Below are 12,999 nucleotides of genomic sequence, written 5' to 3'. Positions count from 1 at the left end.
GGTAGAGAAGACATAGGGGTTCTTCGGGAAGGTGGCAGTATAGTAAAATTGTATGAATATGACATAGGTCCCGGTGCTCGCGCGGTTGATTTGGGTTTACATAACGCTTTGACGACAAATCTTATTGATTGCGCTCTACCCGTTCGTCTTTATGATTTTGATGCCCAGCCGACGAAAGGTGGTCTGAGGTCTGAAGGTATAGCACCAAGAACCTTTTCCGGTATGAAAACGGTTCTTTTGGGCGGCGATGAAGAAGGTGATCAGGAAAGCAAGATTGAGGTTGACGGCCTTATAACAAATTCTGAAAATTCCAGCTTGGGGACAATCCGCATATGGTATTTCGGATTACGGTTGAAGGATTATTTGAAAACCTATCGTTACAGAGGTTTTTATACAATCAACGGTCAATCTCAGGCAAAGGAGAGAAGAAGCTTTTTAGGGAAAGCAAACCTTGATGACTTGAGGAATAATTTGATAGTTCAAATTGATTGCAATGAAATGGACAATACCGCTCGCTCGGCGGTCTTTAAGCCCGACAGAGAACGGATGTCGGACATAGAACTTACAAGGGAATTGAAGAAAATAGTCATTGACGCATTAAGGGAAGATGGGAATCTCAGAAATTATGCAAGAGAAGTAAGAAGCCGTCGCGTAGCCGATCAAATAGACGATGAGTCAAGCAAAGAATTTCTCTCTGGTCTTATAAAAAACAGCCCAGACCTGCAGGAACTCTTTGATGTGGGAGCCGTTGTTGAAGATGAAACTCAGGTTTCCGGAGGAGATGATTCCTACAAGGGAGAACAATTCCCCTCATTTTTAAACCCACTAAATTTGGAAGAAGACGATGTAAAGAGCGTTCCCATTAATACTTACAGAAGAATAGAATGTTCAACTGATGCTGGTAATGATTACCTGACAAGAGAAAACGATAGTGGAGAATTTGTGTATCCCCCTGCAAGCGTTCTGCCAAATTCGGCATCCCTTCGCAATGGAAAACTCCGTGTAAAGATAAGCCCTCCAAAAGGCGCCAAAGAGGGGGATGAAATTACCGTTGAATTTGGGTTTGACGATTCAAGCAGGGTTGACCCCCTGATTTTTAGTGTCAAAGTTCGAATCACAGCTCCAGAAGAACCGGTCTCCAAGCCCTCTGGAAATACTGGGGATACAAAGCCACAAACTGCTCCGTCCAAAGATTTCCCCGACATCGTATGGGTGGAGGAGGAAGAATGGGATGAATACGAGTTTGACAAAGAGTCGGGCGCAATGGTGCACAAGGGAGAATCTTTGATCATATATGTCAACAAGGGCAACAGATATCTTTCTTCTCTTCTTACCAAAGAAAGCGATGAGGATGAGAGAGAAATAATAATGCATCGCTTCAAGTATGGTGTCGGCATTCTCACTTTGGCCATGTACAAGAAACTTGTTCATGATTCAGAAGAGGAGGAAGAATACGATCCGGACAAAGTTTTAAGGATTGCTTCATCTGCAATAGCCACACACATTGTAACTTTGATTGACAAGTTGGGAGTGGGAAGATGAAGAAGGCCTCTCTAAAAGCCGTTGATTTCTTTTGTGGCGCGGGCGGTATGTCGCAGGGCATGAAAATGGCGGATATACACGTTGTCGCTGGCATTGATATAGATGAGGATTGCAGAGAAACATATGAAGCAAACCATCCCGCATCCAGATTTTTTCTTAAGGATATAAGGAAACTTCCAAGAACTTTTTTGGAAAAAGAGTGTGGAATTAAACGCAATGATGACAATTTAGTTTTTATAGGGTGTAGCCCGTGTCAGTATTGGAGTATTTTGAATACTAACAGGAGGTCATCGGAAGGAAGCAAGGGATTGCTTGAGGATTTCTGGCGTTTTGTCTCTTATTACAAGCCGGGTTATGTGGTTATAGAGAATGTTCCCGGAATCAAAAGAAAAGAATCAGAAAGCGGACTTGGTGAGTTTTGTAGGAAACTCAGGAAAAACGGATATGAAATAGACGATGATGTTATAAATGCAAAGTATTACGGAGTTCCGCAAAGTAGAAAGAGGTTTGTTTTAGTTGCTTCCAGAGTAAATAAGTCAATTAGCCTTCCCAAACCGGAGAGTGAGTCCGTTCTCGAAAATTTTATCGGTGTCCACAACGGATTTCCTGCTCTTCAATCCGGACACAGGGATGAAAATAATTTCATGGATATGGTGGCGGATTTATCCGCAAAAAACTTAAGACGTCTCAGGGTTACACCAAAAAATGGTGGTACAAGAAGCGCATGGAAAGACGACCCGGAACTCCAAATAGAGGCTTACAAGGGCAAAGATAACTCTTTTAGAGATGTGTATGGAAGGTTGAGGTGGAAAAAGCCTGCTTCAACAATTACTACGCGATTTAATGGGATTTCCAACGGTCGCTTTGCCCATCCTGACGAAAACAGGGGGTTATCTCTAAAAGAGGGCGCGACCCTGCAAACATTTTCACCGGATTATATTTTTAAATGCAAGATTTCAAATACTGTATCTAAACTGATAGGCAATGCCGTACCCCCGCAACTTGCCTATAGGATAGGAAAATCCATCTGCGAAAGTTAAGTTATGCCAGAAAAACAATTGACAATGACATTTGACCCCAAGGTTATAGAGCACCTTGGAGTAAGGATGTATTCCACCCTTCCGCCAGTTTTGAGTGAGTTAATAGCAAATTCATATGATGCTGATGCTGAAAATGTAAATGTGGAATTACACGATAAGGATGAAAAGAAAATCGTGGTTAGTGATGATGGTTCGGGGATGTCACGTGATGATATTCAAGATAAATTTCTTGTTATAGGTCGGAATCGCAGGGAAGAAGGGAACAAATTTACGCCTAATAAAAAACGAAAGCCCATAGGCAAAAAGGGGTTGGGAAAACTCTCATTTTTCGGAATAGTGAAAATGATTACAGTAGATACTGTCAAGGATAAGAAGAGAAATGTTTTTAAGATGGACTGGAAAAAAATAATAGATTCAAAAGGAGAGTATTTTGTTGACCATCAGGTTGTAGATCAATCTTCAACAAGGAAGGACGGAACTATTGTAACACTGGAAAAGATCAAACGCCGGAGTCAATTTTCAGCGAAAGATCTTGCTTCTGGCATAGCGAGGTTTTTTATAGTAGACAAAACTTTTAAGGTGTCTGTTAAGCACAATGAGAACCGAAAAATTAATGTGGAAAATAAAATGCGCTTTGATTTGTTGGAACCAGAATTTGAGTGGAATTTCCCAAATGGTTTGAAGGGAATTAAACATTTAGGGTATCTAAAAAAATGGAAGATTAGAGGAAATATCATTGCTTCTAAAGATCCTATTAAACCAAATACAAATGCGAGAGGTGTTACTTTGTTCTCTCGGCGAAAATTAGTTCAGTCTCCCTATCAGTTTGCCGAGAGCACATCAAGTCATTTTTATTCTTATTTGAGTGGTTGGTTGGAAATCGATTTTATTGACGATCTTTCCGAAGATGTAATTTCAACGAACAGGCAGAGTTTGAACTGGGAACACCCCAAAATGAGTGTTTTGCATGCAAAATTAAAAGGTTGTATAGGGCAGATTGAAAGGGAATGGAGGAAAAAACGTAAAGAGAAGAAAGATAAAGAGTTTTGTAGAAGATCTGGTTTTCCTCTTGAGAAGTGGTTTTCTTCAATGTCTGAAGACACTAAAAGGAGTGCGACAACCTTTTTCCGGACGATAGGGGATATTTCAGCAATCGGAGAAAAAGATTCGGAAAAGATATTTGACAGTTTATTAAAGATCGTTCCACTTTATCCCAATTATCACTGGAGACATCTTCACAAGGATCTTCAAAATGAATTGATTGATTTCTATAAGAATCGTCAGTATCTCGAAGCCGCTAAGGATGGACAGCAGATTTATCAGGATAAGGTTGCAAAAAAGTCGAACGTTGACGCTGATGGGGAATCTCTATTTAATAAAGTCTTCTCTGAACCCAATCCCATTTTGGAAATTCAAACTCCTTTTCAAAAACCAAAAACGAAAAAGAATATTCAAAAAGGCCAACAATTATTGTCAGCAGGTATGGTGAGTTCTTTTCGAAATCCCGTCTCTCATAGCACATCTAAAGATGTTAGAAAGTTTTTCAATGAAGACGATTGTCTTGATGTTCTAAGTTTGATTTCTTTTTTGTTACGCAGAGTTGATAAATCAAAGAAAAATTATGTGTCAAAAAAGAAATCTGCAACAAAATAACAAAAAAATGGCTGATGTCTATTCAAAACAGAAACGCTCATGGCTTATGGGCAGAGTGCGTTCCACCGGAAACAAATCAACCGAAGGCAAATTGATTAAAATACTAAAGCAAACCCATTTAACTGGTTGGCGGCGCAAATATCCAATTTTCGGCAAACCCGACATTACATTTCCAAAAGACAAGGTGGTAATCTTTGTTGACGGATGTTTTTGGCACGACTGCCCTAAACACGGAGAAATACCTCAAAACAACAGAGAGTTTTGGGTCAAGAAAATTGAAGGAACCAAGAAACGAGACAGGTTAGTAAGCAGAACCATTAAAAACAAAGGCTGGAATATTTTGCGAATATGGGAATGCGAATTAAAAGACAAGAAACTTCTTCAAAGGAAGATTAACAAGCTTGACAAGTTTGTAGGTGTCGCATAAACCTCACCCGCTTTGTTCAATCGCTCCGTCTATCTCCGTCTAATTTCCTACCCCTCTCCGAGCGCTTTTTTCATCACCTCAACCGGCGCGTCCATGCCCGTCCAGATTTCAAAAGATTTCGCTCCCTGATAGAGCAACATTTCAAGCCCCGATTCCGCTTTTATTCCAAGTTCGCGCGCGCGCGCCACAAGTGGGGTCAGAAGCGGTTTGTAAACAAGGTCGTAAACCCCGAACGCGCCCGTGAATTTTTCAAGCGGCAAATCAAGCGGCTCGTTGCCTTCCATTCCCGCCGATGAACAGTTTATGAGAATGTCGGCGGAGGCAAGCAATTCCGAGGTCTTTTTACTTCGCAAATCCGAAATTTCAATTTTAATTCCTGAGAATTTTCCGGCGAATTCGCTCCCCAATGCTTCCGCTTTTCCGGCGGTTCTGTTAGCGATGAAAATCTGTTTCGCGTTTTTCATGCAAAGCCCCGAAATGAGCCCCCTTGCGGCTCCTCCCGCTCCTATGATGAATGCGGTTTTGCCTTCCGGCTCAAAACCGGTCGCAACCTCAAGCGCTTTAAGCGCACCGTCTATATCGGTGTTGTATCCTGACAGGCGTCCGTCATCGTTTTTCACCGTGTTGACCGCGCCCGCAAGCTCGGCTTCAGGGGAAAGAAAATCCATTTCGTCCATAATCGTCCGCTTGTGAGGAACCGTTACGTTCACTCCGCGAAGAGGCAGGGCGCGCATGGTTTCCACCGCGAATTTAATTTTGTCCGGGGCGATGTTATATGCATCGTATCTGCAGTTCATTCCAAGCGCGGAAAACGCCGCGTTGTGCATGTCGGGAGAGCGGCTGTGCGAAACCGGATGCCCGAATATTCCGAAAAGTGTTGTTTTTCCGCTCAAATTTCCCCGCCTCCGGTTTTATTTTCCAGAACGTTTCTGACCCGCTCAATGTCTTTGGCTATTTGCCGCGACAAATCGTCCGATGAGCCGAATTTTTTTTCATCCCTGACCCTTTCCACAAACTCAACGGTCGCTTTTTTTCCGTAAAAATCCCCTTCGGCATCAAGCAAATGGCTTTCGGTAACCACCTTGTTACCGCCGAAAGTGGGTCTACTGCCTATGTTTGTTATGCTCCGCTCGCGTGCGTGCCCCTCAATTTCCGTAACGGTTGCGTAAACTCCGGGTTTTGGCAGTATTTCCCACGGGGTTTTGAGGTTTACGGTTGGAAACCCTATTTCCCGTCCGCGCTTTTCCCCCTCGTCCACAACGCCCTTTATGTAGTAGCGGTATCCGAGAAGTTCCGAAGCCTCGTCCGTGTGTCCGGTGAGAATTAAATCCCTGATTCTACTACTGCTCACCCTTTCGCCGCCCGCCATCGCCGGTTCAAGAACAACTGTTTCAAACCCGAACTTGTCTCCCATTTTTCCAAGCAAATCAACATTGCCCCGCCTCTTATTGCCGAACCCGAAGCGCGGCCCCACGACAATCGACACCATTCCGGCTTTTTCCACCATAATCTCCTTTATGAATTGCTCAGGCGACATAAGCGACAGGGACTCGCAAAACTCAAGCCTCACCACCGCTTCAATTCCGCTTTTTTCAAGCAACTCAAGCCGTTCATCAAAAGGCATAAGCAGGTGGACTGTTTTGTTTTTCAGGAATTTCTGCGGATGAGGGTCAAAAGTAACCGCACAGGACTTTGCGCCGTATTGCGCGGCTTTTTCTTTGAGCGCGGCGATGATTTTGCGGTGTCCCAGATGGACACCGTCAAAATTGCCCAGGGCGCAAACAGTTTTAAAATCTCCGATGGAAGAAAAATTCTGAAAAAATTCCACGCCTACCTTCTCCAGAAATCGGGTATGAAAAGCACAAGTATTGTGTAAAGCTCAAGCCTGCCCGTTATCATCAGCAATGACAGAACGCCCTTTGTTGAGTCCGCGAGCGCGGCGTAGTTTTCGGACGGTCCCAGTGCACCGAATCCCGGTCCCACATTTCCAATCGCGGACACGGTTGCGGAAAAAGCCGCGAGCAGCGATATGTTTTCAAGGGAGGTGATAAGACCCGTGCCGATAATAATTCCAAAGGCGTAAAGCAGAAGAAAACTCGCCACGTTTGACACCACCGCTTCTTCAAGCGGCTTGCCGTCAAAACGCACGGGCGAAACCATGCTCGGATAGATCAGTTTTCTGAGTTCGCGGTAGCATTTTGCCGCCATTACAAGAATTCTTGACTGCTTGACCGCGCCACTTGTGGAGCCGGAACATCCTCCGGCGACCATCAGAATAATCAGCAGAAAGGTTGACAGCGCGGGCCATGAGCCGAAATCCGCCGAGGAGTATCCTGTTGTTGTTCCGATTGAAACCACCTGAAAAGCGGCATATCTGAAAGATTCCCCCAAGCTGTCAAAGGTTCCCGTCCCGTTGAGATTTATGCACACAATCACGGTCATCACCGCCATGAAAAGGAAATAAAATTTCAATTCCTTTCCTTTCAGCGCGTCTCTGAATTTGCCCTTCATCAACAGGTAGTGGACAACGAAGTTAATTCCCGCGATGAACATAAAAACGGTAATTACCGCCTCAATCAGCGGGCTTCCGTAGTGTCCTATGCTCATGTTGTTCGGCGAAAATCCGCCCGTTGACATTGTGCTGAAAGAGTGCGTGATGGAATCAAACACGGACATTCCAGAGAGCGCGAGTATAATCGCGAGCAACACCGAAAGCGCGACATACACAAGCCAGATGTTTTTTGCCGTTTCGGCGATTCTGGGCGTCAGCCGCTCGGTTGTGGGGCCCGGCGCTTCAAGGGCCATCAGACGCCCGCCGCCGATTGAAAGGCGCGGCAGAACGGCTATCGCAAGAACCACAATTCCCATTCCGCCGAGCCACTGGCTCAGGTTTCTCCACAAAAGTATTCCGTGCGGAAGCACTTCAATATCATGTATGACGCTTGCGCCCGTTGTCGTGAAACCGGCGGTTGATTCAAACAGCGCGTCCACGGGATTGGGGAACACTCCGTAAAGCAGATATGGAATGCTTCCGAGCAAACTCGCCGAAACCCAGAAAAGCACGGCTATGAGAAATCCGTCCCTTCTTTCTATTTCATCTGTTTTTCCCTTTCCGCGGGTGGCGAGAATGAGTACGAAACCGAAAACAAATATAATTGCCGCCGAACTCACGAGCGCGAAAAGGTCGTCCTCACCGTAAATCAGCGAACACGCGGCAGGAATGAGCATCAGCAGCCCAAGAATTCTTATAAAACTGCCAAGTATGTTGAGGCAGAACCTGAAGTTCACTTACAAAACGCCTTTTCAACTTTTTTTATCGCCTCGGGAAGGGTGAACACTATTATAGTGTCCTTTATCTGCGGAGTGAAATTTCCATGAGGTATTATCGTTTCGTTGTTTCTCAAACACGCGCCCACAATGCATCCTTCGGGCAGATTGGCGTTTTTAAGCGGGGTGCCGAGTATCTGGCTGTTTTCCTCCACCACAAATTCCATTATCTCTCCGCGCCCCTCTTCAAGAAGCGTTGTCCGCGCCGCGCCGCCGCCGAGGTCAAGCATCGCCAGAATCTCATTCACAACTGAAATGCGCACGCTCACGGCGGTGTCAATCCCGATGGTTTCAAGCACGTCCACATAGTCCGGTTTTGTGTAGAGAACTATACTTCGTTTCACTCCGAGCCGCCGCGCGAGAAGCGAACTCAAAATGTTTTCCCCGTCATCGCCCGTGAGCGCTATCATGTAGTCGGCGGCTTCCACACCCGCCTCTTTTTGTATCTTGACATCGGTGGCGTCTCCGCCAAGCACCGTTATTCCCGGAACCTCTTCGGCGAGTTCCGCCGCGATTTGCGGATTGCTCTCTATGACCTTGATTGTGGCTCCGCTTTTATGAAGCATTGATGCGGCCAGTGTTCCAAGCCGCCCCGCGCCGATGATGATTACGTTTGTCGTGTGTTTTTCCTCTTTGAGCCCCATCGCCTCGGTCAGATTGTCAAGCATTGAAGCATCTCCGAGCGCGTAAACGCTGTCGCCGGGCATAAGAACGGTGTCGCCTGAAGGGATAAGCATTTGCCCCTTTCTCGCCACGCCGACAAATATCCACTGGGAAACTTCAAGTTTGCTCAAAGGTTTGTCCAGCATTGAGCCCTCTTCGCCGACCCTGAGTTTGAACAGGTCTATTTTGCCGCTCGCTATCTTCTGGTTGCTCCACGCGAAATGCGACTCGGTTACGGCGGCGAGGATATTTTTTGAAATGATTTCGCCGGGGTTGATGATGGAAACGCCGTCTTGTTTGAGTAGTTCGGAGTATTGCACGTATTCGGGACTTCTGACTTTCGCCACGGTCGCGGGAACACCTAAAATGCTCGCCGAAATCGCGCACATGATGTTTGTTTTGTCGTCTCCCGAAACGGCGAGAACGATGTCCGCATCTCTGATTCCCGCCTGCTCAATCACGGCGGGCTCACTGGCATCGCCTTCAATACACATAATGTCCAGCCTGTCTTTGATTTTCCTCACTCTTTCCCGGTCGTGATCTATAAGCACGATGTCATTCTGCTGGGAAAGATCCTCGGCGAGTAGCGTTCCAACCTGTCCGCCCCCGATTATGGTTATTTTTTTCATTTTACCGCGCCACCTGATTATATCCTTTCAAGGTCAATAATCCTGAGCGTGAGAGACTCTCTGTTTCTCCATACGGTGATTTCGGGCGAAAACAGTATGTCCACTTCCCCTTCGGGCACGGCCGTTCCGTCCGCGCCGTTCCACCACATTGCCTCAATCGGGGCGCCGCCTTTGCCTGAGTCCAGAAAAAGTTTAAGGTGAACGCTTTTGATGATGCTGTGCGAAACGATTTTTGCGCCTTCAACAAGGAATACCGGCGTGGGGTTGCCGCTTCCGAACGGCTCAAGGATTTCAAAATCCTTCACGGTTTCAAGGGTCAAACTCTCAATGCCGATGCGCGCATCTATGCGGAAGGTTTTTTCGCCCGCTTCCGCTCCCGCACCGGTGTTTTTGATATGCGCGTCAATCTCGGAGCGAAACAGGTCTATGCTTTCGCTCCGCACGGTAACCCCCGCCGCCATCGCGTGCCCGCCATAGCGTTCAAGCGAGCCGCTACAGGCACGCAGGGTTTCATGAAGATTGACTGCCGGAATCGTTCTGCCGGAGCCTTTGCCGATTCCGTCCGAGTCTATCGCAATGGCGAACGCAGGTTTGGAGTATTTTTCCACAAGCCGCGAGGCGAGGGGACCGATGATTCCCGGATGCCAGTCCGGTGAAGAAACTACAAGGCAGGCGGACTGCGCACTGTCCGGATTTTGCTCTATGATTTCAATCGCTTCGGCAACCGCTTTGCGCTCAAGTTCCTGACGGGTTTTGTTCTGTTCGTCCAGTTTTTTCGCTATCTCCCGCGCGTGCTCCGCGCTTTCGGATAGCAGAAGCTCAACCGCGACTTCGGGCCCGCCTATTCTGCCCGCCGCATTTATACGCGGGCCCATTCTGTAAGCGATGTCGCCGGAATTGAACCCTCCGTTTATCCTGCTGACCTTTTTCAGCGCCTCAATTCCGGGTCTTTCAGCGGTCTTCATTCTCTTAATTCCCTCTTTGACCATAATCCTGTTCGCGCCCGCGAGTGGAACTCTGTCCGTTACCGTGCCTATGGCGACCAAATCCAGATAGTGAGCCATGTTCGGCTCGGTTCTGCTGTCAAAAAAACCTTTTTCGCGCAGCCGCGCCCGCACCGCGAGAGCGAGATTAAAAGCCACGCCGACCCCGGCTATGTCTTTTTCCGGATAGCCGCAGCCGGGCAGTTTCGGGTTTACGACTGCGACTGCGTCCGGAATCTCCTCGCCGGGCAAGTGGTGGTCGGTAACTATGAAATCTATTCCCAGCCCCTTGGCGTTTTCCACCTCGCCGAACGCGGTTATTCCACAGTCGGTTGAGATAATCAGGGTCGCCCCGCGCCTGCCCAGTTCCTCAACGGCGCGTGAGTTTATTCCGTATCCGTCTTTTATCCTGTGCGGCGCGAAGTAGATGGTGTCAATGTCGAGAGCCCTCAAAAAGTCGCACAGAAGCGAGGTTGAGGTTATGCCGTCCGCGTCATAATCGCCGTAAACGGCAACCACTTCGCCGTCGCTGATCGCTTTTTCTATCCTCTCAACGGCGTCTTCCATTCCCGCCATCAGAAAAGGGCTCGGCAGTTCCGCAAAACTGCCGCCCAAAAAACGCCCGGCGCTCTCACCGGTCTCTATGCCCCTGTTTATAAGCAGTTGCGCCACAAGTGGCGAGATTTTCGCCTCCCGCGCAAGTTCCGCGCTGCGTTCAGGAAACTGCTCTTTTATAAGCCAGTTGGATTTCATTTGAGATTTACTTCTAAAAAGGCTCCGCGTGCGGATACGATTATTTTCCGCCGCCTTTGAGGTGTTCAATAAGCCCGCGCAAGCCCAGGGCATAGCTCTCCGTGCCAAATCCCGACACAACCCCCACCGCGACCGGCGACACAAACGAGATGTGCCTGAATTCCTCTCTTTTATGAATGTTTGAAATGTGAACCTCAACGGTCGGTATGCCGACCGAGAGTATGGCGTCCCGCACGGCGACGCTTGTGTGCGTGTAAGCGGCGGGGTTGATAAGTATTCCGTCAACCTTTCCGAGTGCGTTTTGTATGGCGCGGACTATTTCGCCTTCGGAGTCGTTCTGGAAAAATTCAAGAGCCAGATCCGGGTCAATTTCCCGTGCGAGCGCGGCAATCCCCGCGTTTACGTCGTCAAGGGTCCGGCTTCCGTATATCTCCGGCTCCCGTTTGCCGAGAAGGCCCAGATTGGGCCCGTGAATTATAAGTATGTTCATTAGTTTGGCTCTGACCGGCTCAGGGGGAAAGCGAACCGGCGGCATTTCCTTTGCCCCAATTGTGCTTTATTTCACGGGCGATTTCAAGAATTTTCACGGCTCTGCGCTTGTATAGTTCCGCGAGTGCTATACAGTAAGCGCCTGCTCCGGGCTCCGGTTGGGGCGCGGAGCAAATCAAACCGAGTATCACAAAGGAGAAAGGGAATCATGAAAATCGTAAAGAAAACTGCAGAGCACATAATCTACAAGCGTGCAGACGGGCGTTACGCCGTAAAGACAACAAAGCGCAAGAAGTCTGTGAACGGGCGCGATAAAATCATCGTTCTTGTTAAAGAAGGGCTGCTTGATGTGCCCATTCCGCCTGAAGTGAAAGAGCAGCCGAAAGAGGCGCCGCCTGTCGAAGCAGCCGTTCCCGTTGCCGAAGGCGAAGAAGCGCCGAAGAAAAAGAAAGAGGAAAAACCCGCGAAAGAGGAAAAATCTGACGCTCCGGCTGAAGAGCCGAAAGCCGAAGCCGCCGCAGAAGCGGAGAAGGCCGAAGAGCCTGAAGCGGAAAAACCGGCGGAGCCTGAGGCGAAGGAAGAAAAGGCGGAAACTCCGACCGGGGAAGCGAAAGAGGAAGCCGCTCCGGCTGAGGAAGCAAAGGATGAGCCTCCCGCAGAAGAGAAAAAAGAGGAAACCGCTCCCGCCGGGGAAGTAAAGGAAGAAGCTAAAGAAGAGCCGAAAGCGGAAGAGCCGAAAGCGGAAGAGGCGGAAGAAAAACCCTCTGAACCGCCCGCCGAAGAGTCCGCCCCTGCGGATGACGAAGCGGAAAAGCAGTAAGTTTGGAAAACATCGCCGGAAAATGGGAACTTGAAGGGTTTCCGGTAGGCAAAGACGGCAAAGAAAAGCGCGGTCTGCACCGGGTCATCATTGAGCAGGTGGAAAACCGCATTAGCGGAGAGTCTTATTACCTCATCGACCCCGCAACCGGCGAAGCAAACCCCGACCCGCAAAACAGTTTGTCAAAAATCACCGGTGAGATTGTCGCTTATCCCGCAAACGCTCCCGAAAACTCAAAAAATCTCGTAACAATCACAAGAAAAACCAACACGGGCGACCTGATCGCGCTATTTTTCGGCGTCATGGAAAACCAAAACCGCATTCGCGGTTACTTCGTCAATACATTCGGACGGGGCGGGCGGTTTGAGATGAAGAGGGCGGGATAGATAAATTTGTCCGTTCGTGATATTGGTATTGAAGTATTACCCGTATAGTATAGGAATTTTGCTTGTCAGAACGGTAAGGATGAGGGGGCATATTATTTGTAACCAAGTAGGTATGGAAGTGTTTTTATGAGCGAGCATTTTTTCAAATCTATCAAAATAGAAAATTTTCGAGGAATTGAGTCGCTAAAGATCGATAACCTTGAAAGGATTAACCTTTTTGTGGGCAAGAACAATTGTGGAAAAACTACAATTTTAGAGTCGATTTATCTCTTGTCGGGGATGTCAAA

13 protein-coding genes are annotated in these 12,999 nt (G+C 47.8%); 7 read left to right on the top strand and 6 right to left on the bottom strand.

Features of this window, described 5'->3' with window-relative positions; genetic code table 11:
- From ACY430_RS00065 to ACY430_RS00050, 4 genes are all read left to right on the top strand, one after another.
- Nucleotides 1-1,542, top strand: a 1,542-nt coding sequence (locus ACY430_RS00065) for a hypothetical protein (protein ID WP_462136870.1), incomplete at its 5' end; no start/stop codon positions are given.
- Complete coding sequence (locus tag ACY430_RS00060; protein WP_462136869.1) at nucleotides 1,539-2,582, top strand: DNA cytosine methyltransferase; 1,044 nt, start codon at nucleotides 1,539-1,541, stop codon at nucleotides 2,580-2,582. The genes ACY430_RS00065 and ACY430_RS00060, both read left to right, overlap by 4 nt.
- 3 nt (nucleotides 2,583-2,585) lie before the next feature.
- A complete protein-coding gene (locus ACY430_RS00055; protein WP_462136868.1) occupies nucleotides 2,586-4,235 on the top strand; it encodes a TIGR02391 family protein in 1,650 nt (549 codons plus the stop codon).
- On the top strand, nucleotides 4,204-4,662 hold the full coding sequence (locus ACY430_RS00050) for a very short patch repair endonuclease (RefSeq protein WP_462136867.1): 459 nt from the start codon (nucleotides 4,204-4,206) through the stop codon (nucleotides 4,660-4,662). The genes ACY430_RS00055 and ACY430_RS00050 overlap by 32 nt, the downstream gene beginning before the upstream one ends.
- A gap of 47 nt (nucleotides 4,663-4,709) precedes the next feature.
- Here ACY430_RS00050 and aroE read toward each other — a convergent pair whose 3' ends face one another.
- Genes aroE through aroQ form a run of 6 tightly spaced genes read right to left on the bottom strand, consistent with a single transcriptional unit; the run spans nucleotide 4,710 to nucleotide 11,507 of the window.
- Nucleotides 4,710-5,555, bottom strand: a complete 846-nt coding sequence (gene aroE / locus ACY430_RS00045; protein WP_462136866.1) for a shikimate dehydrogenase — start codon at nucleotides 5,553-5,555, stop codon at nucleotides 4,710-4,712.
- Entirely contained in the window at nucleotides 5,552-6,490 is a 939-nt protein-coding gene (locus ACY430_RS00040) for a bifunctional riboflavin kinase/FAD synthetase (protein ID WP_462136865.1), read from the bottom strand. Before ACY430_RS00040 ends, aroE begins: the two co-directional genes overlap by 4 nt.
- A 2-nt stretch (nucleotides 6,491-6,492) precedes the next feature.
- Complete coding sequence (locus ACY430_RS00035; RefSeq protein WP_462136864.1) at nucleotides 6,493-7,950, bottom strand: TrkH family potassium uptake protein; 1,458 nt, start codon at nucleotides 7,948-7,950, stop codon at nucleotides 6,493-6,495.
- Complete coding sequence (gene trkA / locus ACY430_RS00030) at nucleotides 7,947-9,281, bottom strand: Trk system potassium transporter TrkA (protein ID WP_462136863.1); 1,335 nt, start codon at nucleotides 9,279-9,281, stop codon at nucleotides 7,947-7,949. Before trkA ends, ACY430_RS00035 begins: the two co-directional genes overlap by 4 nt.
- A 17-nt stretch (nucleotides 9,282-9,298) precedes the next feature.
- On the bottom strand, nucleotides 9,299-11,017 hold the full coding sequence (gene recJ / locus ACY430_RS00025) for a single-stranded-DNA-specific exonuclease RecJ (protein ID WP_462136862.1): 1,719 nt from the start codon (nucleotides 11,015-11,017) through the stop codon (nucleotides 9,299-9,301).
- 40 nt (nucleotides 11,018-11,057) lie between these two features.
- Nucleotides 11,058-11,507, bottom strand: a complete 450-nt coding sequence (gene aroQ, locus ACY430_RS00020) for a type II 3-dehydroquinate dehydratase (RefSeq protein WP_462136861.1) — start codon at nucleotides 11,505-11,507, stop codon at nucleotides 11,058-11,060.
- Nucleotides 11,508-11,714: 207 nt separating this feature from the next.
- Here aroQ and ACY430_RS00015 point away from each other — a divergent pair, with 207 nt between their 5' ends.
- The 3 genes from ACY430_RS00015 to ACY430_RS00005 form a co-directional block, all read left to right on the top strand.
- Nucleotides 11,715-12,326, top strand: coding sequence for a hypothetical protein (locus ACY430_RS00015; protein WP_462136860.1), 612 nt, complete (start codon nucleotides 11,715-11,717; stop codon nucleotides 12,324-12,326).
- 2 nt (nucleotides 12,327-12,328) lie between these two features.
- Nucleotides 12,329-12,712 carry a hypothetical protein gene (locus tag ACY430_RS00010; RefSeq protein WP_462136859.1) on the top strand — a complete coding sequence of 128 codons (384 nt, stop codon included), beginning with the start codon at nucleotides 12,329-12,331 and terminating at the stop codon, nucleotides 12,710-12,712.
- Between the two features lie 126 nt (nucleotides 12,713-12,838).
- A partial coding sequence (locus tag ACY430_RS00005) for an AAA family ATPase (protein WP_462136871.1) occupies nucleotides 12,839-12,999 on the top strand: 161 nt, incomplete at its 3' end.

The organism is Candidatus Mycalebacterium sp. (genome assembly GCF_977828045.1).
The sequence above is the reverse complement of the archived record's forward strand: the minus strand, read 5'-3'. Positions and strand labels throughout refer to the sequence as shown.